The 22,522-nt window shown below is 69.9% G+C and carries 23 protein-coding genes; 11 read left to right on the forward strand and 12 right to left on the reverse strand.

All coding sequences use genetic code 11. The annotated features are described in order from the left end of the window. Positions 1-68 precede the first annotated feature (68 nt). Entirely contained in the window at positions 69-1,643 is a 1,575-nt protein-coding gene (locus tag OH802_RS24015) for a molybdopterin-dependent oxidoreductase (RefSeq protein WP_406022802.1), read from the forward strand. On the opposite strand, the gene OH802_RS24020 is transcribed toward OH802_RS24015, so the two are convergent. The 3 genes from OH802_RS24020 to OH802_RS24030 form a co-directional block, all read right to left on the reverse strand. Further along, on the reverse strand, positions 1,644-2,066 hold the full coding sequence (locus tag OH802_RS24020; protein WP_406022804.1) for a barstar family protein: 423 nt from the start codon (positions 2,064-2,066) through the stop codon (positions 1,644-1,646). It abuts the gene before it with no gap. Positions 2,067-2,151: 85 nt separating this feature from the next. Further along, complete coding sequence (locus tag OH802_RS24025; RefSeq protein ID WP_406022806.1) at positions 2,152-2,568, reverse strand: ribonuclease domain-containing protein; 417 nt, start codon at positions 2,566-2,568, stop codon at positions 2,152-2,154. Positions 2,569-2,601: 33 nt separating this feature from the next. Continuing rightward, entirely contained in the window at positions 2,602-2,973 is a 372-nt protein-coding gene (locus OH802_RS24030; RefSeq protein ID WP_406022808.1) for an Rv2175c family DNA-binding protein, read from the reverse strand. 289 nt (positions 2,974-3,262) lie between these two features. On the opposite strand from OH802_RS24030, the gene pknB reads away from it, so the two are divergent. The 4 genes from pknB (at position 3,263) to OH802_RS24050 (ending at position 8,011) form a co-directional block, all read left to right on the forward strand. After that, positions 3,263-5,302, forward strand: coding sequence for a Stk1 family PASTA domain-containing Ser/Thr kinase (gene pknB / locus OH802_RS24035; RefSeq protein WP_406022810.1), 2,040 nt, complete (start codon positions 3,263-3,265; stop codon positions 5,300-5,302). A 2-nt stretch (positions 5,303-5,304) separates the two neighbouring features. Beyond that, positions 5,305-6,204 carry a deoxyribonuclease IV gene (locus tag OH802_RS24040; protein WP_406022812.1) on the forward strand — a complete coding sequence of 300 codons (900 nt, stop codon included), beginning with the start codon at positions 5,305-5,307 and terminating at the stop codon, positions 6,202-6,204. Positions 6,205-6,397: 193 nt separating this feature from the next. Continuing rightward, the gene (locus tag OH802_RS24045; protein WP_406022814.1) at positions 6,398-7,375 is read left to right on the forward strand and encodes a hypothetical protein; all 978 of its coding nucleotides are present in this window, start codon (positions 6,398-6,400) and stop codon (positions 7,373-7,375) included. Between the two features lie 168 nt (positions 7,376-7,543). Next, positions 7,544-8,011 (forward strand): GNAT family N-acetyltransferase, encoded by a 468-nt coding sequence (locus OH802_RS24050; RefSeq protein ID WP_406022816.1) that lies wholly within the window; start codon positions 7,544-7,546, stop codon positions 8,009-8,011. Between the two features lie 99 nt (positions 8,012-8,110). On the opposite strand, the gene OH802_RS24055 is transcribed toward OH802_RS24050, so the two are convergent. Next, positions 8,111-9,451 (reverse strand): class II 3-deoxy-7-phosphoheptulonate synthase, encoded by a 1,341-nt coding sequence (locus OH802_RS24055; RefSeq protein ID WP_183545321.1) that lies wholly within the window; start codon positions 9,449-9,451, stop codon positions 8,111-8,113. A gap of 110 nt (positions 9,452-9,561) precedes the next feature. Next, complete coding sequence (locus OH802_RS24060) at positions 9,562-11,010, reverse strand: APC family permease (RefSeq protein ID WP_406022819.1); 1,449 nt, start codon at positions 11,008-11,010, stop codon at positions 9,562-9,564. Between the two features lie 143 nt (positions 11,011-11,153). Here OH802_RS24060 and OH802_RS24065 point away from each other — a divergent pair, with 143 nt between their 5' ends. Genes OH802_RS24065 through OH802_RS24080 form a run of 4 tightly spaced genes read left to right on the forward strand, consistent with a single transcriptional unit; the run spans position 11,154 to position 14,825 of the window. Then, positions 11,154-11,996, forward strand: a complete 843-nt coding sequence (locus OH802_RS24065; protein WP_406022821.1) for a DUF1028 domain-containing protein — start codon at positions 11,154-11,156, stop codon at positions 11,994-11,996. Continuing rightward, positions 11,993-13,462, forward strand: coding sequence for an FGGY family carbohydrate kinase (locus OH802_RS24070; protein ID WP_406022823.1), 1,470 nt, complete (start codon positions 11,993-11,995; stop codon positions 13,460-13,462). The genes OH802_RS24065 and OH802_RS24070 overlap by 4 nt, the downstream gene beginning before the upstream one ends. Continuing rightward, entirely contained in the window at positions 13,459-13,923 is a 465-nt protein-coding gene (locus OH802_RS24075; protein WP_406022825.1) for a hypothetical protein, read from the forward strand. The genes OH802_RS24070 and OH802_RS24075 overlap by 4 nt, the downstream gene beginning before the upstream one ends. Before the next feature lie 29 nt (positions 13,924-13,952). Beyond that, complete coding sequence (locus OH802_RS24080) at positions 13,953-14,825, forward strand: metallophosphoesterase (protein ID WP_406022827.1); 873 nt, start codon at positions 13,953-13,955, stop codon at positions 14,823-14,825. A gap of 77 nt (positions 14,826-14,902) precedes the next feature. Here OH802_RS24080 and OH802_RS24085 read toward each other — a convergent pair whose 3' ends face one another. Continuing rightward, the gene (locus OH802_RS24085; RefSeq protein ID WP_406022830.1) at positions 14,903-16,204 is read right to left on the reverse strand and encodes an endo-1,4-beta-xylanase; all 1,302 of its coding nucleotides are present in this window, start codon (positions 16,202-16,204) and stop codon (positions 14,903-14,905) included. Positions 16,205-16,431: 227 nt separating this feature from the next. Between OH802_RS24085 and OH802_RS24090 the strand changes: the two genes are divergently transcribed. Then, positions 16,432-16,959 (forward strand): GNAT family N-acetyltransferase, encoded by a 528-nt coding sequence (locus OH802_RS24090; protein WP_406022832.1) that lies wholly within the window; start codon positions 16,432-16,434, stop codon positions 16,957-16,959. A 1-nt stretch (position 16,960) separates the two neighbouring features. Here the strand turns inward: OH802_RS24090 and OH802_RS24095 are convergent, their stop codons facing one another. The 5 genes from OH802_RS24095 to OH802_RS24115 all read right to left on the reverse strand — a co-directional run bounded on the left by OH802_RS24095 (position 16,961) and on the right by OH802_RS24115 (position 20,847). Beyond that, positions 16,961-17,779: an NADPH-dependent oxidoreductase gene (locus OH802_RS24095; protein ID WP_406022834.1), complete on the reverse strand. Its 819-nt coding sequence runs from the start codon at positions 17,777-17,779 to the stop codon at positions 16,961-16,963. A gap of 63 nt (positions 17,780-17,842) precedes the next feature. Beyond that, entirely contained in the window at positions 17,843-18,748 is a 906-nt protein-coding gene (locus tag OH802_RS24100; RefSeq protein WP_406022836.1) for a hypothetical protein, read from the reverse strand. A gap of 25 nt (positions 18,749-18,773) precedes the next feature. Next, positions 18,774-19,619 carry an arylamine N-acetyltransferase gene (locus tag OH802_RS24105; RefSeq protein ID WP_406022838.1) on the reverse strand — a complete coding sequence of 282 codons (846 nt, stop codon included), beginning with the start codon at positions 19,617-19,619 and terminating at the stop codon, positions 18,774-18,776. Further along, a complete protein-coding gene (locus OH802_RS24110; RefSeq protein WP_406022840.1) occupies positions 19,616-20,059 on the reverse strand; it encodes a flavin reductase family protein in 444 nt (147 codons plus the stop codon). Before OH802_RS24110 ends, OH802_RS24105 begins: the two co-directional genes overlap by 4 nt. A 50-nt stretch (positions 20,060-20,109) precedes the next feature. Further along, entirely contained in the window at positions 20,110-20,847 is a 738-nt protein-coding gene (locus OH802_RS24115; protein WP_406022842.1) for a lysophospholipid acyltransferase family protein, read from the reverse strand. A gap of 181 nt (positions 20,848-21,028) precedes the next feature. Here OH802_RS24115 and OH802_RS24120 point away from each other — a divergent pair, with 181 nt between their 5' ends. Next, complete coding sequence (locus tag OH802_RS24120; protein ID WP_406022844.1) at positions 21,029-21,517, forward strand: hypothetical protein; 489 nt, start codon at positions 21,029-21,031, stop codon at positions 21,515-21,517. Here OH802_RS24120 and OH802_RS24125 read toward each other — a convergent pair. Further along, positions 21,514-22,479, reverse strand: a complete 966-nt coding sequence (locus OH802_RS24125; RefSeq protein ID WP_406022846.1) for an ROK family protein — start codon at positions 22,477-22,479, stop codon at positions 21,514-21,516. The two genes, OH802_RS24120 and OH802_RS24125, sit on opposite strands and share 4 nt — an antisense overlap. Positions 22,480-22,522 lie beyond the last annotated feature (43 nt).

Here is a 22,522-nt window from a genome sequence, read left to right on the forward strand (position 1 = left end):
CCGGGTTCGCAGCCGAAGAGTGGGAGGATTGGTCCCATCCGCCCATCGATCGGCCACGAACCCACAGCATGACATCCGGCAACCTCGCCGAGCAGAAGGCCTCGGGCTCCGCTTCGGCACCACGTCTTCCGTACGGCCCCCTCGCGGGCATCGCCGCCGGCGTGCTCGGCCTCGGCGTCGCCGAGCTCATCGCCGCCCTGGCCGGCGGCGCCTCGCCCCTGCTCGCGCTCGGCGACCGGGTCATCGACCTCACCCCGCGCTGGCTCAAGGAGGCGGCGGTCGCCACCTTCGGCACCGCCGACAAGCCGATCCTGCTCGCCTGCGTCGGCCTGGTCACGCTGGCCCTGCTCGGGGTCGCCGGCGCCCTGGCCGTACGCCGCCCCGCCCTCGGTGCGGGCATGCTCGTGCTCCTGGGGGCCGTCGACATCGCGGCCCTCCTGGCCGACCGGGCCGGCAACGGCACGACGAGCCCGAAAATTGGCAGCGTGGCGATCGTGATCGGCCTCGCGGTCGGCGTCACCGCGCTGATCCTCCTCACCCGGCCCCTGCGCGACACCGACAGCCCGCCCACCGAGGCAGAGGCGCCCGACGGCTTCGACCGTCGCAGGTTCCTGGTCGCCGCCGCGGCGGTGACAGCCGTGGGTGCGGCCGGCGGGGTCGGCGCCAAGGTGGTCACCGCACGCCGGCACCCGGCGACGAGGGTGGCCATCCCCGCGGCCGTCTCCCCCGCCGCTCCCCTCCCGGCGGGCGCGGAGCTCCGGATCGACGGGCTGACGCCCCACCTGACCCCGGTCGACGACTTCTACCGCATCGACATCGCCCTGCTCACCCCACGCGTCGACGTCGCCGACTACAGGCTCAAGATCCACGGCCTGGTCGACGATCCGGTCGAGCTGACCTACGAGGACCTGCTCGCGATGCCGCTCTACGAGCGCCGCGTGACGATCTGCTGCGTCTCCAACGAGGTCGGCGGCGACCTGATCGGCAACGCGACCTGGACCGGCGTACGCATCCGCGACGTCCTCAAGCGTGCCGGCCTGTCCCCCGACGCCGACGCGGTGAAGTCCACCGGTGCCGACGGCATCACCATCGGCACCCCGCTCGAGGCGCTCACCGACGGCCGCGACGCTCTGCTCGCGATCGCCCAGGACGGCGAGCCGCTGACCCGGGACCACGGCTTCCCCGTACGCATGGTCGTCCCCGGTCTCTACGGCTACGTCTCGGCGACCAAGTGGCTCACCGAGCTGGAGGTCACCCGCTTCGACGACTTCCGCGCCTACTGGACCGACCGCGGCTGGTCCGCCGAGGGCCCGATCAAGACCGAGTGCCGCATCGATCTGCCCGGAGACGACGTCATGCCCGGTGAACGCACCGTCGCCGGCGTCGCCTGGGCGCAGCATCGGGGTGTGAGCAAGGTCGAGGTACGCATCGACGACGGCCCCTGGCAGCCCGCCACGCTCGCCGCCGAGGACAGCATCGACACCTGGCGCCAGTGGACCTACCGCTGGGACGCGACCGAGGGCGAGCACCGGATCCAGGCGCGGGCGTACGACCGCACCGGCACCCCGCAGACCGCCGACGAGGCACCGCCCGCTCCCGACGGAGCCACGGGCTACCCCACCCGTACGGTCGACGTCGGGTGATCAGCCCAGGTCGGGCAGGTCCGTCTCCGGACCGTCCCCGCGCAGCAGCACGGTGAACGCCGGCCGGTCCTCGGAGATCTCCGAGGCACGGTCTTGGAGGACCCGGACGATCTTGTCGAAACCGGCACGATCCGCGTACGCAGCGCACCCCCACGTCTCCCACAGCAGCACCGTGGGCGCGGAGAGATCGCGCAGCGAGTCCCAGAGCGCGTCGAGGTTGCGGCCGAAGTGGGCCGGGAAGCCGAGCGCGGCGCCGATGGCACCGAGCACCTCGTCCTTCGTCTCGGCCACGTCGGCGATCTGCGCCAGCGACCAGCCCGCGCCGGTCACCGACTCGGAGAGGTCGGCCGCGGCCAGCTCGGTGTGCCAGCGATAGACGCCGGGATCGACCTTTCCCGCTAGAAGACCTGCCAGTCCACTCATGCCGTCGCCTCCGTTCCGTACAGCGAAGAATACGGAAGCGACGGCATGAGGCCTACTGTCGCTCGCTGGCGCTCGCTCATGCCCATCACCCCCGGTCGATCCGTGAGAACGACTCGTAGTGGTCCTCGGTGAAGTAGAACTCCCCACCCTCGCCTGTGACGATACGCCGCGCGCCCCGGCCATCGGAGCCAGGCGTCGGCACGGTGTATTCGGCGTAGTAGCCCGACGCCTCCTCCGGCAGGATCCCCTCGCGGTTGCCGAAGGTGCTGCCGTCCTTGCCCGGGTAGGGGAACGGGCCGCCGGCGTCGATCAGCTCGAGCGTCTCCACGCCCTCGGGCGGCAGGTCGGACTCCGCGATCCAGGCGAGCCCGCTCTCGGGGTCGGTGCCGGTCTTCCCGCCACCGCCCGACCCGGAGTCACCTCCGGTGCCGCCTCCACATCCGGCGACCAGCGCCATCAGGACGGCGAGCAGCAGGGCGACCAGGGCAGACTTCGACCTCACGAGGTTCCTCCGAGACGTACGGAACGGGCGGGATCAGAGTGCCATGGCCTGGGCCCGGCGCTTGACCTCCGACCCGCGGTTCTCCCGAAGCGCGTCGATCGGGCGGCCGGGAAGGTCGTCGTCGAGGAAGAGCCAGGCGATGATCTCGCGGTCGTCGTAGCGTCCGTCGTGGAGCACGTGCAGCAGCCCGCCCAGACCTTTGACCGGCAGACCGTCCTGGATGAACAGGGCCGGGATGTGCTGGCCCTTCATCCCCGGAGGCACCGCCGCGGCGAGCTCGTGCTCGCGGATCATGGTGCGCACCTTCCCAACGGTCACTCCGAGCAGCGACGCGGCCGTAGCCCAGTCGATCCACTCTTCAACCAGGACACCCAGATCCTGCTCCGCCAACCGCAAGTCGCTCATGCCGCCACCTCCGTAGCGCACGCGCCAGGATACGGACGTGGCGGCCTGAGGCCCATGGTCACTCGCTGACGCTCGCTCATAACAATCACATTACCGGCCCGGGTAGCTGGTCCGGAAAGTCGTGAGTGGGACCCGCTGGTCCGTACCATTGCCCGGTCCGGAATACTTCTCCAACCGGAGACAGGAGGATCGCGTGGCTAGTGAGGCGGACCCCCGTGACGACGTCATCGGGCGCCACGGCGGAGGCTCGGCTACCGCATCCGAACCCCTTCTGGGCAAGGTCTTGGGGATGCGTTACCGGATCGTCGAGAAGGTCGCGAAGGGCGGCATGGCGACGGTCTACGTGGCCCACGACATGCGGCTGGACCGCATCGTCGCCGTCAAGGTCATGCACCAGGACCTCGACGAGGAGGGCAACTTCGCCGAGCGGTTCGTCCGCGAGGGCAGGTCTGCCGCGAAGCTCTCCCACCCCAACGTGGTCGCCGTCTACGACCAGGACGAGGACGACGGCGTCGCCTTCCTCGCGATGGAGTACATCGAGGGACACACCCTGCGCGACACCATCGCCTCACAGGCTCCGCTGGGCGCGGCGAAGGCGCTGGCCTACATCGAGCCGATCCTGAGCGCGATGACCGCGGCCCACGCGATCGGGATCGTGCACCGCGACATCAAGCCCGAGAACGTGCTCATCACCACCGGCGCCGCCTCGATCTCGCAGCGGGTCAAGGTCGCCGACTTCGGTCTGGCCCGGGTGATGAACAACAACTCCAACGACGCCACCACCGGCAACCTGGTCGGCACCGTCTCCTATCTCGCGCCCGAGCTGGTCACCGAGTCCAGGTCCGGGCCGCGGTCCGATGTCTACGCCGCCGGCGTCGTGCTCTACGAGCTGCTCACCGGACGCAAGCCGCACAGCGGTCCCTCGCCGGTCGAGATCGCCTACAAGCATGTCCACGAGGACGTCCCGCCGCCGTCGAAGGCCGCCCCCGGCATCCCCCGGTACGTCGACGCCCTGGTCGCCCGCGCGACCGCCCGTGACCCCGAGCTGCGCCCGGCCGACGCCGGCGTGCTGCTGCGCATGGTCAACCGGGTCATGGCCACCCTGTCCGCGGGCATCTTCGACGACCCCGACCTCACCGCCGACCTGGCGCTCCCCCGGCCCGGCGCACCCGAGCAGGGCGCCCAGGGCGCCGGTGGCACCGACTCCCCGGCACGGGCTCACGACGAGTCCGGCTCCGAGACGACCGCCGTCCTGCCGGCGCTCGGCCTGGGACCGTCCGGGCAGTCAGGGCCGTCCGGTCCGCCGCCGGGTCGTCCCCCGGGTCCGCCGGGACCGCCTCCGGGCGTCGGACTCCCCGCGGGCGCCCGGCTCTCGCTGAGCGAGCCCGAGGAGAACGTACGCATCGCCCCGACCCCCGCGCAGCCGAAGCAGCGCTGGAGCATGCCGGCGACCTGGAAGGGCCCGCTCGCGATCGGCGCCGCCGTGGTGGCCGTCGCGCTGGTGGCGACCGGACTGTGGTGGTTCGTGGACGGCCGCTACGAGCGGGTGCCCTCGGTGGCCGGCCTGAGCAAGGCCGCGGCGACCACGCAGCTGCAGGACGCCGGCTTCGAGGTCTCGGCCAACACCGAGTTCTCCGACACCGTCGAGGAGGGCGTGGTGATCGACTCCGACCCCGGCCGCGACGACAAGGCGCTGCCCGGATCGACGGTCGAGATCAGCGTGAGCAAGGGCGTCGAGGAATACTCCGTGCCCAAGGTCAAGGGCATGCTCGCCGACGACGCCCAGGACGAGATCCGCGACAAGGGTCTCGGCATCGGCGACCCGATCGAGAAGTTCAACGACAACGTCCCCGAGGGCCACGTCATCAACTCCCAGCCTCGCGCCGGCACCCTGGTGCGGCCCGGCAAGGCGATCGTGCTCGTGATCAGCAAGGGCCCGGCTCCCGTCGACATCGTCGACTGGACCGGCCGTAGCGCCGAGCGCGCCAAGAAGTCGCTGGAGGCCGACGGTCTGAAGGTCGAGATCCAGGAGGAGGAGAACCAGGAGATCCAGCCGGGCACCGTGCTCAGCCAGAGCCCCAACTCCGGCACCCTCCCCAAGGGCGAGACCGTGACCCTGGTGGTCGCCAAGGGCCCCGCCGCTGTCGCGGTTCCCAACGTCGTCGGCGCCGACAAGGCCACAGCCAGGCAGACTCTCGAGGCCGCCGGATTCAAGGTCAAGGAGGAGCCGGAGGCCGGCATCAACCTCGGCCTCGGCTACGTGACCCGTCAGGAGCCGGCTAGCGGCGAGGCTCCCTACGGCTCCGAGATCACGATCTGGCTGAACTGACCTTGACCACTTCTCGGACCTCCCTTCGCAACCCGATCGGCACCCACGTACAGGTCGGCAAGGGTCTCGTCGCCGGTGCCCTCGCCAACACCGACGCGGTCGGCGGCGAGACCCTGCAGATCTTCGTCGGCAACCCGCGCGGCTGGGCGCTCTCGGCCGGGAAACCCGCCGAGGACAAGGCGTTCCGGGCGGAGATCGAACGGCGCGGCATGCGTGCCTTCGTCCACGCCCCCTACCTGGTCAACCTGGGCTCGCCGACCCCGGCCACCTACGAGAAGTCGGCCGCCCTGGTCGCCCACAACCTCCGCCGCGCCGCCGACATCGGCGCCGAAGGGGTCGTCATCCACACCGGCTCCTTCGTCTCCCCCGACGGGGATGCGACCGAGAAGCAGGCGGTCGCGATGAAGCAGGTACGCGAGGCGCTGCTGCCGGTGCTCGACGAGATCTCCGCCGAGGACGCGCCCTGGCTGCTGCTGGAGCCGACCGCCGGCCAGGGACGCTCGCTGTGCGCGGGCGTCGAGGACCTGCCGGCCTACCTGGAGGCCGTCGACTTCCACCCCAAGGCCGGGATCTGCCTGGACACCTGCCATGTCTTCGCCGCCGGCGCCCCGCTGGACGAGCCCGGTGGCGCGACCGCGTGCGTCGACCGGATCGTCGAGATCGGCGGCCCCGGACGGCTCCGGCTGATCCACGCCAACGACTCCAAGGACGTACGCGGCAAGCACCTCGACCGCCACGAGCAGATCGGCCGCGGCCACATCGGCACGACGGCCTTCGAGGAGCTCTTCGCGCATCCGGCGACCGACGGAGTCCCCTTCATCCTGGAGACTCCCGGCTCTCGCGACGCGGACAACCCCGATATCCCGCTGCTCCGCGATCTACGGGCATCGGCCCAAGGTTAAGGCGGGTGACCTAGGCTTGGGAACGCACGGGAGTGATCTTCGACGCCATGGGGGTGGCATGACCAGCTGCGCACAGTGTGGACACCGGCTGTCCGATGAGCCGGCGTGCCCGATGTGTGGTCTAGAGGTCGCCACGGAGCCCGACCGAGCAGCCGAGGCTGACTCCACCGATGTAGAGGAAAGGACGCCGCCCGTGTCCGCTGCTGAAGCGAAGCCCGAAGCCATCCAGCCTACTGCGAACGACGATGTCACGCCCGATGAGCTCGACGAGCCCAACGAGGCGACCGTGATCCGGAAGCCCGTCTCCTCGACCGCCCCGGAGGCCGTCGAGGACGAGCCCGACGCGGCGCAGACCTCCCTGAGCCTGCCTCGGATCAGCGCCTACGGCGACGACAACGTGCCGGGTCCGGCATCGTCGGCCTCCAACGACGAACCCACCGAGCGCACCTCGAGGCGCCAGGCGCCGTCCGTCGAGGAGAAGCTCGACACCGACGACGAGCCCGACGGGACCACCGCGGTCCGCCCGGCGTACGCACCGCCGACCGTCCCGCCGCCGACCACTCCCCCGCCGGCACACGAGCCGGCCGCCGCGGAGCAGGCCGTGATCCCCGAGCCCGAGCCGTCGCCCATCCCGGACCCCTCGCCCTTCCCGGAGCCGACACCGGTCCCGGAGCCCGAGCCCGTCCCCGACCCGGCGCCCGTGCCCGACCCGACCCCGGAGCCTGGTCCCCTTCCCGGACCCGAGCCCGTCCCCGAGCCCGAGCCGGTCTCCGAGACCACGGTCGAGGCGGCGTACCAGCCCTTCGTCCAGCCCTCCGGGATGCTCGTCCAGGAGTCGCGCAACGGTCAGGCCCGCCACTGGGCCCCGCCTCAGGAGCAGGAGACTGCGGCCGAGATCTACGAGACCGAGCCCGCCTACGCGACCGGCTACGCGGAGGATGCCTACGCAGGCGAGGAGGCCGGCGACTGGCAGACCGGCTACGGCTACGCCGCCGAGCAGGAGCCGATCGAGCAGGACTTCGGCGACTACGGCGCCCAGCAGGAGTACGTCTCCTCGCTGATGGCCACCGAGGCCGAGGACAACCCCTCGACCTGGATCGTGCTGCTGTGGGTGGGCGCGATCTTCATGATCGTGATGCTCGTGCTCGGCATCTGGCTGATGACGCTGTAGCCGCCTAGTGCCCCGCACCTCAATTCCGCACCGTAAGTCGCACGCTGCGCACGCACCTCGCTGCGTTGGCGCCGCTCGGAAGACGCCCGGTATGCCGTCGCGACGCCGCCTTGCGATGCACGCACGCATCGCACGACTTACGGCACGGACTTTCGGATTGGGGCACTGATGCCGAGAATCATCGTCGCCGAGATCAGCAGCGACGAGCAGCGCGCCCTTGCGCTCGACGTCTGGCGGGCGGCCAACGCCGCCCGCCGCCGCACCGCCACCGAGGCCCGCATCCGCCGCGTCCGCGAGAAGCTGGACTCCGCCGAGCTGGCGCTGCTCGCCCACTACGGCACCCGCCCGGCGGGGATGCTGGTGGCCGAGACCTACCTCGTCGACGGCGTACCGCTTCCCGGCTATGGCCACATCTCGATGGTCTTCGTCGACCCCGCCGTCTGGGGCTCCCACGTCGGCACCGAGATGATCCGCGACCTCCAGTCACGCGGCTGGGAGGGCCTCAGCGTCTGGACCCGCACCGACAACCGCCGCGCCCAGCGCCTCTACGAGCGCACCGGCTTCACCGACACCAACAACCGCAGCATCCTCCACGACGGGGACGAGATTATGCAGCTCGCCTGGGCGCGGGAATGAATACCCGGTTAACCGGTGAAACCTGCACTTCCGGGGTGTTGCAATGCCAGAGAAGTGCAGGAATACCCGGTTAACCGGGTATTCCTGCGACGCATGTGACTAGCGCGAGCGCAGCATCTCCGCGACCTGGAACGCCATCTCGAGCGACTGGACGCGGTTGAGGCGCGGGTCGACGACGGACTCGTAGCGGTGCACGAGGCCGGCCTCGTCGAGCTCCTCGCCACCGCCGATGATCTCGGTGACGTCGTCGCCGGTGTTCTCGACGAGGATGCCGCCGGGGACGGTGCCGAGGGCGTGGTGGACGTCGAAGAAGCCCTGGACCTCGTCGAGTACGTCCTCGAAGCGGCGGGTCTTGTAGCCGTTGGAGGTGGAGAAGGTGTTGCCGTGCATCGGGTCGGAGATCCAGGTGACGTTGACGCCTTCGGCGGTGATCTTCTCGACCAGCCCGGGCAGCCCGTCGCGCACCTTCCCCGCGCCGAAGCGGGTGATGAAGGTGAGCCGGCCCTCCTCGTTCTTCGGGTTGAGCTTGGCGGCCAGCGCGAGCGCGTCGTCGGGGGTCGCGGTGGGGCCGAGCTTGCAGCCGATCGGGTTGTTGAGGTGGCGGAAGTATTCGACGTGGGCGCCGTCGAGCTGACGGGTGCGCTCGCCGATCCAGACGAAGTGGCCGGAGACGTTGTAGGGCGTCTCGGTGCGCGAGTCGATGCGGGTCATCGCGTGCTCGTACTCGAGCAGCAGCGCCTCGTGGGAGGAGTAGAAGTCGACCCGGTGGAACTCCTCCGGGTCGGCGCCGATGGCCTCCATGAACGCGATCGCGCGCTCGATCTCGGAGCCCATCGCCTCGTACTTCGCGCCGACGGGCGAGTTGCGCACGAACTCGGAGTTCCAGGTGTGCACCTGACGCAGGTCGGCGTAGCCACCGGTGGTGAACGCGCGCACGAGGTTCAGGGTCGAGGAGGAGGCGTGGTAGACGTCCAGCAGCCGCTGCGGGTCGGGGATGCGGGACTCCTCGGTGAACTCAAAGCCGTTGACGGCGTCGCCGCGGTACGCCGGCAGGGTCACCCCGTCGCGGGTCTCGGTGTCGGAGGAGCGCGGCTTGGCGTACTGCCCCGCGAGCCGGCCGATCTTCACGACCGGGACGGAGGCGGCGTACGTCAGGACCACGGCCATCTGCAGCAGCACGCGCAGCTTGTTGCGGGTGTTGTCGGCGGTCGCCTCGGCGAAGACCTCGGCGCAGTCGCCGCCCTGCAGGATGAACGCCTCACCACGGCCGGCGGCGGCGATCGAGCTCTTGAGCTGGTCGCACTCCCCCGCAAAGACGAGCGGCGGCTGGTTCCTCAGCTTCTCGACCGCCGCGGCCAGCGCGGCCGGGTCGGAATAGGTCGGCTGCTGAAGGGCTCCGATGGCGTGCAGCTGCTCGAGGGAGGGGAAGGCGTCGTTCACGAGCCTCAGGGTACGCGGATCGGGCGATTGTTACGAAGTCATCTCAGACACGGCAGGGCCGGCGTACGTCCTCGAGAGTTCGTACGCCGGCCCTGACCGAAGTCACCCGGTTACTTGTCGTCCTCGGGGTTTACGTCCATGTGCTCGATGTCGGCGAAGTGACCGCCCTCGGGCTTGTAGAAGATCCGCGTGATGCCCCACAGGATCACGCCGATCACGAGGAGGACACCGGCGACGTTGTACTGGTCGAGCTGCTCGGAGCTGCGTGCCCACGGCCCGGCCAGGTAGAGACACGTGATCGCGCCGATGACCGGGATGATCACCGGCGCCTTGAAGTAGTCCGGGTTCTCCGGCGGGCGGCGACGGATGACCAGCAGCGCGATGTTGACCACCGCGAAGACGCACAGCAGCAGGAGCGACGTCGTGCCACCCAACAGCGTGACGGTCTCGGCGCCCTTCTCCGAGCCGCTGGCGTTGACCACCCAGATGATCAGGCCGAAGGCGATGGTGGTGGTGAACAGGATGGCGATCCAGGGCGTACGCCGTCCCGGGAGCACCTTGCCGAGCACCGGAGGGAGCACCAGCTGCTTGGCCATGCCGTAGACGAGCCGGGAGGCCATGAGCATGTTGATCAGCGCAGAGTTCGCGACCGCGAACATCCCGATGAACGGGAAGATCGTGTCGAACGGCAGGTTGGGGGCACCGGCGGCGACGACCTGGGTCAGCGCCGACCCCTTTTCCAGGTCGGTGAGGTCGCCGACCGGAACCAGTGCGACCGCGGAGATCGACACCAGGACGTAGATGAGCCCGGTGATCCCGAGACCGGTGAGCATCATCTTCGGAAAGTCACGGCGGGGGTTCTCGGTCTCCTCGGCCATGTTCACCGAGTCCTCGAAGCCGACCATCGCGAAGAACGCCAGGGTGGTGGCCGCGGTGACCGCCATGAAGGCGTTCTTGCCTTCGGCGGACTCGAAGATCATCACGCGGCTGAAGTCGGCCTTGCCTGCGAACATCCCGGCCAGACCGACGAAGATGACCAGCAGCAGACCTGAGACCTCGACGAGGGTGAGCACCACGTTGGCCTTGACGCTCTCGCCCACGCCTCGCAGGTTGATCAACGCGACCAGGGTCATGAACCCGAGCGCGATCAGGACGAGGGGCAGGCTTCCCGGCGCGGCATCGAGCCCCAGCCCGTCGTTGAGGAACCCGGCGAACGCGTTGGACGCGGTCGAGGCCGAAGTGATTCCCGAGCACATCACCGTGAAGGCGACCAGGAAGGTGAAGAAGTGGATGCCGAAGGCCTTGTGCGTGTAGAGCGCCGCCCCGGCCGCCTGCGGGAACCGCGTCACCAGCTCCAGGTAGGAGAAGGCGGTGATCGTCGCGACGGCGAAGGCCACCAGGAACGGGGCCCAGGCCGCGCCCCCGACCTCGCCGGCTACGGAGCCGGTCAGGGCGTAGACACCGGTGCCGAGGATGTCACCGACGATGAAGAGAAGCAGGAGCTTGGGGCCGATGACTCTTTTGAGCTCGGGGGTCTCCTCTTGCGCCAGGTTGGTCATAGTTCCTCCTGGTAAGGATTTCGAGACATGTACTCGAAAAGGATGAAGGGATCCGACCATCAAAGCCCAACCTCGCCGTCAGGTGTACGACAATTCGTAAACACGCCGTAACCAGCCGAATTTTCGTGGATAGGGTCGCTTCCATGACCTTCTCCATCGTCGCCAGAGCAGTTGATCCCGGCACCGGGGAGCCCACCTGGGGTGTGGCCGTCGCTTCCAAGTTCCTCGCCGTCGGATCGGCCGTCCCGGCCGCCGTCGCGGGAGTCGGAGCCATCGCCACCCAGGCCGAGGCCAACGTCGCCTACAAGGGTCTCGCGCTCGCTCACCTCGACGAGGGTGCGACCGCTTCGGTCGCCCTCGAGAGGCTGCTGGAGGAGGACGAGCGACGGGACCACCGTCAGGTCGGCATCGTCGACGTCGACGGCAACGCCGCGTCCCACACCGGACCCTCCTGCTTCGCCTGGGCGGGTGGCCGGACCGGCTCCACCGAGGATGGGGCGTACGCGATCCAGGGCAACATCCTCACCGGCCCCGAGGTGGTCGAGGCGATGGAGGCCGCCTGGCTCGCCTCCTCCCCCGAGGAGCCGTTGCAGCACCGGCTGCTGGCGGCCCTGGCCGCTGGCGACGAGGCCGGCGGCGACAGCCGCGGCCGGCAGAGCGCGGCCCTCCTGGTGGTGCGCGAGGAGGCCGGCTACGGCGGCAACGACGACATCGCGGCCGACCTTCGGGTCGACGACCACGCGGCGCCGATCACCGAGCTGAAGCGGCTCCTGGACCTCAGCGACTTCTACCTGACCGCGTCGACCGAGGCCGAGAAGGTGCAGGTCACCCCGGAGATCGAGGCCGAGGTGGAGACGTACGCCGCGGCGCAGGGCGCCTCGGGCTTCCTCGCCTGGGTCGCCACCGAGAACTACGAGATGCGGGTGGCCGAGGACCTGTCCTGGATCGACCGGCGCATCCTCGACATCGTCAGGACGCCGAAATGAGCTCGCTCCTCGCCATCGATGCCGGCACCACCGGTGTCACGGCCCTGATCGTGACCGAGAAGGGCGAGGTCGCGGCTCGGGGCTATGAGGAGTTCGACCAGCACTTCCCCAGCCCGGGCCGGGTCGAGCACGTGCCCGAGGGGATCTGGCAGGCGACCCTGGAGGCGTGTCGCACGGTCCTCGCGGCCCACGGCAAGGACGACCTCGTCGGCATCGGCATCACCAACCAGCGCGAGACGGTCGTGCTGTGGGACCGGGAGACGCTGGGGTCACCGCGGCGGGCGATCGTGTGGCAGGACCGGCGTACGACCGCGATGTGCGCCTCGATGGCCGACCACGACGCCCGCGTCCGGGAGCTGACCGGGCTCCGCCTCGACCCCTACTTCAGTGCGACGAAGCTGGCCTGGATCCGTGAGAACGAGCCGCACACCTGGGCCCACGTCGAGTCGGGGCGCTACGCGATCGGCACCGTCGACTCCTACCTCATCGCCCGGATGACCCGCGGCATGCACCACGTCTCCGACGTCTCGAACGCGTCGCGGACGCTGCTGTTCGACATCGGCGCCAACGACTGGTCCGACGAGCTGTGCGACCTCTTCGGGGTGCCGCGCGACGCGCTTCCGGAGATCGGTCCCAACTGGGGCGAGGGCGTGGTCACCGACCCGCGCTCCTTCCTGGATCTCTCGCTGCCGATCGCCGGGGTGGCCGGGGACCAGCAGGCGGCGCTGTTCGGGCAGGCCGCGTTCGAGGTGGGCGACTCCAAGTGCACCTACGGCACCGGCTCCTTCGTGCTGACCAACACCGGCACCACCCCGCAGCGGTCGGACTCCGGCCTGCTCACCTCGCCGGGCTGGATGTCGCCCGACGGAGAGGTCACCTACGTCCTCGAGGGCTCCATCTTCGTGACCGGCGCCGCGGTGCAGTGGCTGCGCGACGGCCTGCAGATCATCGGCTCGGCCGCGGAGACCGAGGCCCTGGCGCGCACCGTCACCTCGTCCGAGGGCGTCGTGTTCGTGCCCGCCCTGACCGGCCTCGGCGCACCCCACTGGGACCCCGACGCCCGCGGCACGATCATCGGCATCACCCGCGGCACCACCCGCGCCCACATCGTGCGGGCGACCCTGGAGGCGATCACCTTCGAGGTACGCGACGTGATGGCGACCATGCCGACGCCCGTCGCCTCGCTCAACGTCGACGGCGGCGCGGCCGCCAACAACCTGCTGTGCCAGCTCCAGGCCGACCAGCTCGGGGTCGACGTCTCCCGCCCCCGCTACGTCGAGACCACGGGTCTCGGCGCGGCCTTCCTCGCGGGCCTCGGGGTCGGCGTGTGGTCCTCCTTCGACGAGATCCGCGAGACCTGGGCCCTGGACCGCACCTTCTCCCCCGACGCGTCGCGTCGCGATGTGGCCGATGAGGCGTACGCCACCTGGACCAGGGCCGTCGAGCGCTCCCGACAGTGGGCATGAGCACACCGCGACGGGTGCCCTGGTGGGGCTGGGCGCTCGTGGCGGGTGCCGTGTTCGTGGTCCTCGTCCTGGTCGGTCTCGTCGGGCTGATCGCCTGGGTGGGCGCGGACCTCGGTGAGTCCGCGGAGGCGGAGCCGATCGACTGCGTCGAGCTCGCCCAGGCGGTCGGTCGCCCCGACCTCCCGGCCGGGACCTCGGCTGCGAGCTGCACGTATGTCGGGTTCCAGGACTGGCAGATGGAGGGCACGCTGACGGTCCCGCGTTCGGATCTCGACACCTGGCTCGCGCAGGTTCCCGGCTCCCCCGTGTTGAGCGAGGCCGGCTGCACGGACGCGATCGCCTGCGTCCAGGTCGACCTCACCCAGGTCGGCGAGGAGGTCGACGCCCACTACCTCCACGTCGCCGTCCTCGGCGAGCACGACGGCGTCGCCGAGGTTCGCATGTCAGCCTTCACCACCTGACCCCCTTCGACTCGGACAGGAAGCACACGTTGACCCGGATCCTGCATCTCTCCGACACCCATGTCACCGCGACCGGCGTCGACATGGACGGTGTCGACGCCGTCGCCGCGCTCGAGCGCATCCTGCACGACGCCCGCCACCTGCCCGGCCTGGACGCCGTCGTGGTCAGCGGCGACATCGCCGACGACGGATCGGCTGCGGGCTGCCGCTCCGTCATGGAGCGGGTGGGCGCGTTCGCGGCCGAGCGCGGCATCCCGCACCTCTACTCGACGGGCAACCACGATGCCCGCGGCCCGTTCCGCGAGGTGCTCGGCAGCGGGCATCGCGATCCCGACGGGAGCGACCGCGGCCGGCTGCTGGATCCGGACTCGGACCTGTGCGCGGCGGTCAGCTACCTGGGCGAGCTCAGGGTCATCACCATCGACAGCCTGGTCCCGGGCAAGACCCACGGCTTCCTCGACGAGCACCAGCTCGCCTGCCTCGCGAACGAGCTGGCCACTCCGGTGCGCGACGGAACCGTCCTCGTCCTGCATCATCCGCCCCTTCACCTCGCCTCGCTCCCCTACGTCGCCGATGTCGTCCTGCGAAACATCTCCGCCCTCGGCCGGGTGGTGCGGAGCAGCGACGTACGCGCCGTCCTCACCGGACACCTGCACTTCCAGGTCAGCGGATTCCTCGCCGGCGTACCCGTCTGGGTGACACCCGGCGTCGTCACCCGCATCGACACCACCGCTCCCCCGCATCTCGTACGCGGCGTGCTCGGTGCCGGCGCGACCGTCGTCGACCTCGCCGACCCGGCCTCCCCCACCTTCCACGTGCTCTCCGCCCGCGACCCCCGCGCGGGCGAGCAGGTCTACCTCTACGACCCCGCCTCCGGAGAGGACGCCCTCGAGGAGCTCTGAGGCGTCCGTTCGCCACCTTCCGACGACGCAGCCTCGGCTGCGGATCATCCGCAGCCGAGGCCTCAGGCGTATCGGTGTCAGGCCGCGGTACAGGTCGCGGTCGGTGTCCCGGTGTTCCCGCCCGAGTAGAGCGTGATCCCGAACTGGTTGCCGTTCCCGTTCGGTGTGGCGGTGAGCGTTCCCGACGTACCGGAGACGGTCGCGTTCCAGACGTTCTGCAGGCTCTGACCCGAGCCGGTGCTGATCCGGACCACCCAGTCATCGGTGCCGCTGGCGGTGAACACGGTGTTGAACCGGTCGTTCCAGGACTCGGTCCGGGTGACGCTCACCGTGCAGTTCCCCGCCGGTGGCGTGGACCCGCCGTCCGCGGTGTTGAGCTGGTCGAGGACGTAGCCGTAGGCGAGCTTCTTGTTGCCGGAGCCGTCGAAGAGCAGCGGGGTGTCCGAGGCCCGCCACGAGTCGGTGTCGCGTACGCCCCAGACGGTGATGCCGGTGCAGCGGGTCACTGCCATGCAGGCCTGGGTCACACCGCGGAACTGCTCGGCCTGCGAGGTGCCGGAACCGGCGATGTCGAGCTCGGTGATCTGTACGTCAACGCCCAGGTCGGCGAAGTTCTGCAGCGTGACGTGGTAGTTGCTCGGCACCGGGTTGCCCGAGTTGAAGTGGGCCTGGAAACCGACGCAGTCGATGGGTACGCCGCGCGACTTGAAGTCGCGGACCATGTTGTAGACGGCCTGCGTCTTCGCATGGCTCCAGTTGTCGGTGTTGTAGTCGTTGTAGCAGAGCTTCGCGTTCGGGTCGGCGGAGCGAGCGGCACGGAAGGCGGCCTCGATCCAGTCGTTGCCGGTGCGCTGGAGGTTGGAGTTGCGGCGCGCCCCCGAGGAGCCGTCCTCGAAGGCCTCGTTCACCACGTCCCAGGCGTAGATCTTGCCGCGGTAGTGGCCGGCGACGCCGGCGATGTGATTGAGCATCGCGCTGCGGAGCGAACTGCCCTCCATGTTCTGCATCCAGCCCGGCTGCTGTGAATGCCAGGCCAGCGCGTGCCCACGGACCCGCTTGCCGTTCTGGATGGCCCAGTTGGCGATCTGGTCCCCGGAGGAGAAGCTGAACTGGTTCGGCGACGGCTCGGTCGCGTCCATCTTCATCTCGTTCTCGGCGGTGATCATGTTGAACTCGCGGTTCGCGATGGTCGTGTACTGCGAGTCGGACATCCGACTCGCGGCGATGGCGGTGCCGAAGTAGCGGCCGGACTCGGCCGCGGCTGCCTGCAGGGTGGAGCCGTCGGCCCGGGCGGGGCCGGCGACGGCAGTGATGGCGATGCCGCTGGTGATCACCAAGGCGGCGAGGGTGGTGAAGGCGGCGGTTCCTCTGGCCTTCATGGCGCGCAGGGGTCTAACACGAACTCGGGTCATCATCGATCCTGTTCTCCCGGAATGAAAGGTGGTCGGTGGTACCTCAGAGCTCGCGCGAACTCGCTAGAAAACGTTATCGACATCGTTTTACAGCGTCAATAGATTCGGCCGAACTCGCGTGACTTACCTCACACAGGAATCCTGTACCTGGCCGCCCGTCAAGGAAACCGCAGAGTCATGACACGCTTTGACACGTGCCCTTCACCCACCGCATCGCGACCCAAGAAGACATCCCGGCCCTGACGGCGATCATGAACGTGTCGATCGGAGAGCTGCAGAAGGGCTTTCTGACCGCGGCCCAGATCACCTCGAGCCGAACGGTGATGGGCATCGACACCCAGCTGATCGAGGACGGCACCTACTTCGTGGTCGAAGAGGACCACCAGATCGCCGGCTGCGGCGGCTGGAGCAGAAGGGCGACGCTCTACGGCGGCGACCACACCCCGGGCCGCGAGCCGAAGCTCCTGGACCCGAAGACGGACCCGGCCAGGGTGCGGGCGATGTACACCAACCCGGCCTTCGCCCGACGGGGCGTGGGCAGGCTGATCCTGGACCTCTGCGAGCGTGCCGCGGCAGCTGAGGGCTTCACCACCCTCGAGCTGATGGGCACCCTCTCCGGCGAGCCGCTCTACACGGCGTACGGCTTCGAACCGGTCGAGCGGATCACCGACGACCGTGGCGGCGCACCCGTCCCGCTGGTGCGGATGCGGAAGAGCATCTGAGTCAGCGGCCGGCGAGCCCGAGGCGCTCGAGCTGCGCCCGGAGCCGGTGGCGACCGGCCATGCTGGCTGGCCCGACGAGGCGCGTCAGGACGCGCTCGGACCAGCCGCCGCCGAGACCGTAGGTGGCGTTGTAGCCGCCGAGCCGCTCGTCGTACGCAGCGAGTTCGTCGGCCCCCGGGGGCGAGTAGGTCTCGTGGTGGAGAACGACGGACTGAGGAAGCCGTGGCTTGACGCCGGCCTCCTCAGCAGGGTCAGGAACGCCGACCGCGAGGCCGAAGACGACGAACGCGCCCGGAGGCAGGCCGATCTCGGCCGCGATCTCCTCAGGGTGGTTGCGGGCGCCGCCGACGCAGACCGTGCCCAGGCCGAGCGAGGAGGCGGCGACGATGGCATTCTGAGCGGCGAGGGTGGCGTCGATGACACCGAGGAGCGTCGACTCCAGGTAGTCGGTCGCCTCGACCCGGGCCCCGGCAGCTGCTGCGAGCCCGCGGGTGCGGCTGAGGTCGGCCACCCAGAGCAGGAAGAGCGGTGCCGCCTCGATGAACGCCTGGTCACCGGCCAGCCTGGCAAGCCGTGCCTTGCGGGCGGGGTCGCGTACGGCGACGACGCTCCAGGTCTGCAGGTTGGACGAGGTGGGCGCCGAGGAGGCGGCTGCGATGATCGCGGTGAGCTGGTCGTCGGTGACCGGATCACTCAGGAACGAGCGCACCGACCGGTGCCCGAGCTGGTGCTCGATCACCGCGCTGGTCGTCGCCAAGGCGGCGAGCTGGGGGTCGCGGTAGCGGGCGGCGACGGCGGAGCCGGGGGCAGTCTCGGTCACCCCGTCAGAATAGTCGACCAAACAACTCGACATTGACCGCGTCCACGGACGGCCAGAAAAGACCTATCCGCCGAGGCGCTCGATCTCTGCGGCGGCGGAGTCGCGGGCGGCGGCAGCCTCGGTCACCGCGGTCTCGGCGGAGTCGCGGGCATCCTCCGCGTCGGTGAGCTCGTCGTCGACGTCGGCGGCGGCCGACTCCAGGTCGGCCAGCCGGCGGCGTAGGTCCTCGATCTCCGACTTCACCTGGAGCGACCTTGCCTCGACGTCCTTGAAGGCTGACATGGCCTTGGCGCGCTTCTCCTCGGCACCGGACAGTGCGGACTCGGCCTCCGTGAGCGCCTCCCGGGCCTCGTCGAGCGCCGCCGTGTCGGGCAGGTCCGGGACCGCCCGCAGCGGCTCCGGGGGCGGCGGGACCACCTCGGGGACCTCGAAGCCCAAGGCGTCCGGAAGCGCGACCGCGTCCGTCGCGTTCACGGCGTCGATCCCGGTGGCGGCCAATGCGGAGATGAGCAGGCCGCTGCGTACGGCCTGGGCGGCGGACTCGTCGATCATCGCCGCGGTCAGCGTCGCCTCGACCTGGGTCGCGACCGCCTCGGTCACCCGGAGACCGTGTTCGCGCGCCAGCCCGCGCGCACGGGTCGTCACCGCTGCGGTCAGCTGGCGGCGCTGCTTGGTGAGCTCCCGCAGCTGAGCCGCGTCCATGCCCGTCTGCGCCTCGCGCAGCAGGGCGCCGACCAAGATCACCTGCTCCACCTGCTCGGTCTCGTAGCGCACCAGCAGATTCACCACCCACGCCGCGGTCGCCGGCTTCTTCAGCGCCTTGACCTGACCCGCCAGCGCCGGACCTTCAGAGCGCAGTCCTTTGAGATCCTTGACCCGCGCGTCGCGCTCCGGGGTGAAGTCGGCCAGCGGCAGCCCGTAGAGCTCTGCCGCGATGTCGAGCAGCTCGGGGGCAGGTTCGTCGCTCATGTCCGCCATCTCAGCACGTCGCGGACTACCGCGTCAGCAACCACTCGTCGTATTCAGCGGCCTGTCGCTTGTGGAGCTCGCGCAGCGCGTCGTCCTCGACCCCGAGGAACGACAACCCGAGACCACCCAGGGCCGCGCGCCACTCCTCGAAGTCCCGCAGCTCACGAGTCGACGCCCCAGATCCGGTCCGCGTGTGCCGGATCGAGCGAACGGTGTCAGCACCTGTCGCGTCACGCCGCTGCACGACGAGCTTGCGAGCGAAGTCGCCCTCGGGCGGCGTGGAGAGACGCAGGTGCGACGCCTCGATCGCCTTCTGCGCCACCTCGCCACGCACGAAGCTCCCGTTGAAGGAACCGTGCGGATCATGGTGGAAGGTCCACCCCGACTCCCCCACCCGCGCCAGCCGGTAGACGAAGCCGGACTGCCGGAAATGTCCGTCGACCAGCGGCAACGGGTCACGGAAGCCGTCTCCGTAGCCCACGTCGGCAGCCCACCGGCCCGCCGGATTGGATGCGGTCGGCAGGCCACGGACCTCGATCGCCAGGTGGTCCAAGGTCCCCGAAGGACCGGTCGCCTCGAGCATCTGGCCCGAGCGGCGTACGACGTCGAAACCGAGGTTCTCCAGCACCAGCGAGAAGACGCCGTTGTTGTGGAAGCAGTAGCCCGCGTTGCCCCCGGCCGCGACCCGCGCCAGCGTCACCTCGGGGTCCACCGGGTCCGGTGCCCCGACAGCTCCGATGGCGGCGAGCATGATCGAGAGGTTCTCATAGGGAAGCGTGTCGAGATGGCGGTGATGAAGATCGACAAGCGTCTCGTACGTCGCCTCCGGCCGCCCCTCGATGCCGAGCCGTCGCAGATAGCCCTCGATCATCGCTCATACCTCCCGTGCCGGTGGACCAGCGGGTCGGTGTCGTCACCGACCTCGAGCGACACGATCTCGCACGTCGCCAGAGCGGACCAGCCGATTTCCTGCATCGACACCAGGCGTACGCCTGCCCAGGTCGGCGCGTCGGCGAGCCGACGGCCGAACTCGGTCGTCTCCCATGACCCCGACCGGAACGCGCCGCCGGGAGCGGGAGCGGTGCCCCCGAACGCCTCGGCGAGGTCGCGATGGCGCCAGTGGAGCAGTGACACGACCCCCACGCCGGTCTCCTCGAGCTCGTCGCGGAGGTCCGAGTCGGGATCGAGCAGGCCGAGGACAGCTCCGGGCGACCCGTTTGCCACCATCAGCGAGGAGACCGTCAGCCCGGCCCAGGAATCGGCAGAGCCACATGTCCACAGCGACACCCGCCCACCCAGACGACCGCGCAACCGGCGTACCGGATCCTCCGGCGTCGGGAACGGGTGGGACGAGTGGATCGTCAGGCTACGTCCTTGGTAGGCCCGGAGGACTTCTTCGCGGGCTTCTTGCCCTCGGCCAGCTTCTTGGCCTCGGTGGCGTACATGTCGACGTACTCCTGGCCGGAGAGCTTCAGGATCTCGTAGACGATCTCGTCGGTGATCGCGCGCAGGATGTAGCGGTCGTTGGTCATGCCCTCGTAGCGCGAGAAGTCCAGCGGCTTGCCGTAGATGATCCGCGGGTGCACGAGCTTGCCGAACTTCTTGCCCGGAGGTGCGATCACATCGGTGCCGATCACGGCGACCGGGATCACGGGCGCCCCCGTGTCCAGGGCCAGTCTGGCAATGCCGGTCCGTCCCCGGTAGAGCTTGCCGTCGTGGGAGCGGGTGCCCTCGGGGTAGATCCCGAAGAGCTCGCCCTCGGCCAGGACCCGCTTGGCGGCGATGAGCGCCCCCTCGGCGGCGGTGGCGCCACCGCGGTCGATCGGCACGTTGCCGGTGCCCGAGAAGAAGATCCTCTGCAGGAAGCCCTTGGGGCCCGTTCCGGTGAAGTACTCCGCCTTGGCGACGAAACGCACCATCCGCTTCATCCCGAGCGGCATGAAGAGCCAGTCGGCGTAGGAGAGGTGGTTGCTGGCCATGATCGCCGGGCCCTTGCGCGGGATGTTCTCCGTGCCCTCATAGGACGGACGGAAAACCGCCCGCAGGAGAGGCCCGATCGCGACCCACTTCAAGAACGAGTAGAAGAGCTTCGTCGACACCCCATCGCCTTCCCTATTTGCCTTCGACCGATGAGCCTATAACGAGACAGGTACTTCTACTCCCGCACCCTGTCATGAGATCCGGCTAGGCTGGAGAAGTGAGCGAGCGTCAGCGAGGGAACCGAGGGAACAACACGCCGCCGCGTCCGTATTCTGGCGCTTGCGCGACGGAGGTGGCGGCGTGAGCGACCGAGACGACCGGCCCGAGGACGCGACCGGGGCCTCCGACGACGCCTCCGTGCCCTCGGAGGGCCCGTCGTCGGACGACGAAGCATGGCGCGAGATCGTCGAGAACTACGGCGACCGCCCCGCCCTCGAGGAGGAGCCCGTCGCCCGCGATCTCTTCGAGAAGAAGATCGACATCGTCGAGACCGTCGACGAGCCGGACGCCTATGACGACATGTGGCGCGACGACGAGGAGGGCTACGTTCCACCGCCTCCGCCGCCGCTCCCGAAGCCGACCCCGGCGCGCCTGCTCGCCTGGATCGGGGTGCTCGGCGCACCGGTCGCCGTGCTGGTCCTGATCGTGATCACCCAGATCACCGGCCGGCACTTCAACAGCTGGGTCATCGGTGGCCTGGTCGCCGCCTTCCTGGCCGGCTTCGTCTACCTGCTGGCGACCATGCCGTCCGAGCCCCGCGACCCCTGGGACGACGGCGCTCGCGTCTAGCTCTGGCTCGAGGTGAGGCGGCGAGCCAGGATGCTCGCTCCCACCACGCCGGCCTCCGCGCCGAAGGCGGTCGCCACGATCCGCGGCACCTCGCGGTGCAGGCGGCCGACGAGCGAGGCCTCCAGCGCCGTGCGCGCCGGCACCAGCAGCAGGTCTCCCGCGGTGGAGACTCCCCCGCCGACGACCAACAGCTCGGGGTCGAAGGCGGCCACGAGGCCCGCCATCCCGACCCCCAGCCACGACCCCACCGACTCGTACGCAGCCAGCGCGAGCGCATCGCCGCGGGCCGCGGCGGCGGTGACCGCCGGGCCGGTGATCTTGAGCGGGTCGCCGGCGGCCAGCTCGTCGAGCGCGCAGCCGGCGTACTCCTCGGTCTCCACGCGGGCGCGCACGAAGGCGACCAGCGCGTTGCCGGAGGAGTACTGCTCCCAGCAGCCGGTGAGGCCGCACTCGCACGGGAGCCCGCCGGGCACGACCTGCATGTGGCCGAACTCGCCGGCCATGCCGTTGCGGCCCCGGACGACCCGGCCGTCCAGGACCACGGCACCGCCGATGCCGGTGCCGAGGGTGATGAGCAGGGCCGAGTCGACGCCACGGGCCGCGCCGAGCTCCAGCTCGGCCAGCGCGGCGCAGTTGGCGTCGTTGTCGAGCGCCACCCGGGTGCCCCATCGCGAGGAGAGCCGGGTCAGAGTCGGCTCGCCCCGCCAGGGCAGGTGGGGAGCGAACATGACCCGCTCCCCCGCCGCGTCGACGAACCCCGCGGCGGCCAGGCCGACGCCGGCGACGGGCCGGCCGGCGGCCACCTCGGTGACCGCCTCAGTCAGCGCGTCCTCCACCAGCTCCAGCTCGACCCGGCGCCCGGGCGTGCTGCGCTGAGCGGTGCGGAGCACCTCACCGTCCGGTGAGACCTCCGCCGCGAGCACCTTGGTGCCGCCGATGTCGACACCGATGTGCAGGCTCAAGCCGCCACCTCCGTAGCGCAAGCGCAATCATACGGACGTGGCG

The organism is Nocardioides sp. NBC_00850 (assembly GCF_045207335.1).
Lineage (GTDB): Bacteria > Actinomycetota > Actinomycetes > Propionibacteriales > Nocardioidaceae > Nocardioides.

Excerpts from the sequence above, each read along its gene's own strand:
- OH802_RS24070 (WP_406022823.1), top strand. The coding sequence starts at position 11,993 with ATGAGCTCGCTCCTCGCCATCGATGCCGGCACCACCGGTGTCACGGCC.
- OH802_RS24015 (WP_406022802.1), top strand. The coding sequence starts at position 69 with ATGACATCCGGCAACCTCGCCGAGCAGAAGGCCTCGGGCTCCGCTTCG.
- OH802_RS24075 (WP_406022825.1), top strand. The coding sequence starts at position 13,459 with ATGAGCACACCGCGACGGGTGCCCTGGTGGGGCTGGGCGCTCGTGGCG.
- OH802_RS24060 (WP_406022819.1), bottom strand. The coding sequence starts at position 11,010 with ATGACCAACCTGGCGCAAGAGGAGACCCCCGAGCTCAAAAGAGTCATC.
- OH802_RS24050 (WP_406022816.1), top strand. The coding sequence starts at position 7,544 with ATGCCGAGAATCATCGTCGCCGAGATCAGCAGCGACGAGCAGCGCGCC.
- OH802_RS24030 (WP_406022808.1), bottom strand. The coding sequence starts at position 2,973 with ATGAGCGACTTGCGGTTGGCGGAGCAGGATCTGGGTGTCCTGGTTGAA.
- OH802_RS24100 (WP_406022836.1), bottom strand. The coding sequence starts at position 18,748 with ATGAGCGACGAACCTGCCCCCGAGCTGCTCGACATCGCGGCAGAGCTC.
- pknB (WP_406022810.1), top strand. The coding sequence starts at position 3,263 with ATGCGTTACCGGATCGTCGAGAAGGTCGCGAAGGGCGGCATGGCGACG.
- OH802_RS24105 (WP_406022838.1), bottom strand. The coding sequence starts at position 19,619 with ATGATCGAGGGCTATCTGCGACGGCTCGGCATCGAGGGGCGGCCGGAG.
- OH802_RS24020 (WP_406022804.1), bottom strand. The coding sequence starts at position 2,066 with ATGAGTGGACTGGCAGGTCTTCTAGCGGGAAAGGTCGATCCCGGCGTC.
- OH802_RS24065 (WP_406022821.1), top strand. The coding sequence starts at position 11,154 with ATGACCTTCTCCATCGTCGCCAGAGCAGTTGATCCCGGCACCGGGGAG.
- OH802_RS24085 (WP_406022830.1), bottom strand. The coding sequence starts at position 16,204 with ATGAAGGCCAGAGGAACCGCCGCCTTCACCACCCTCGCCGCCTTGGTG.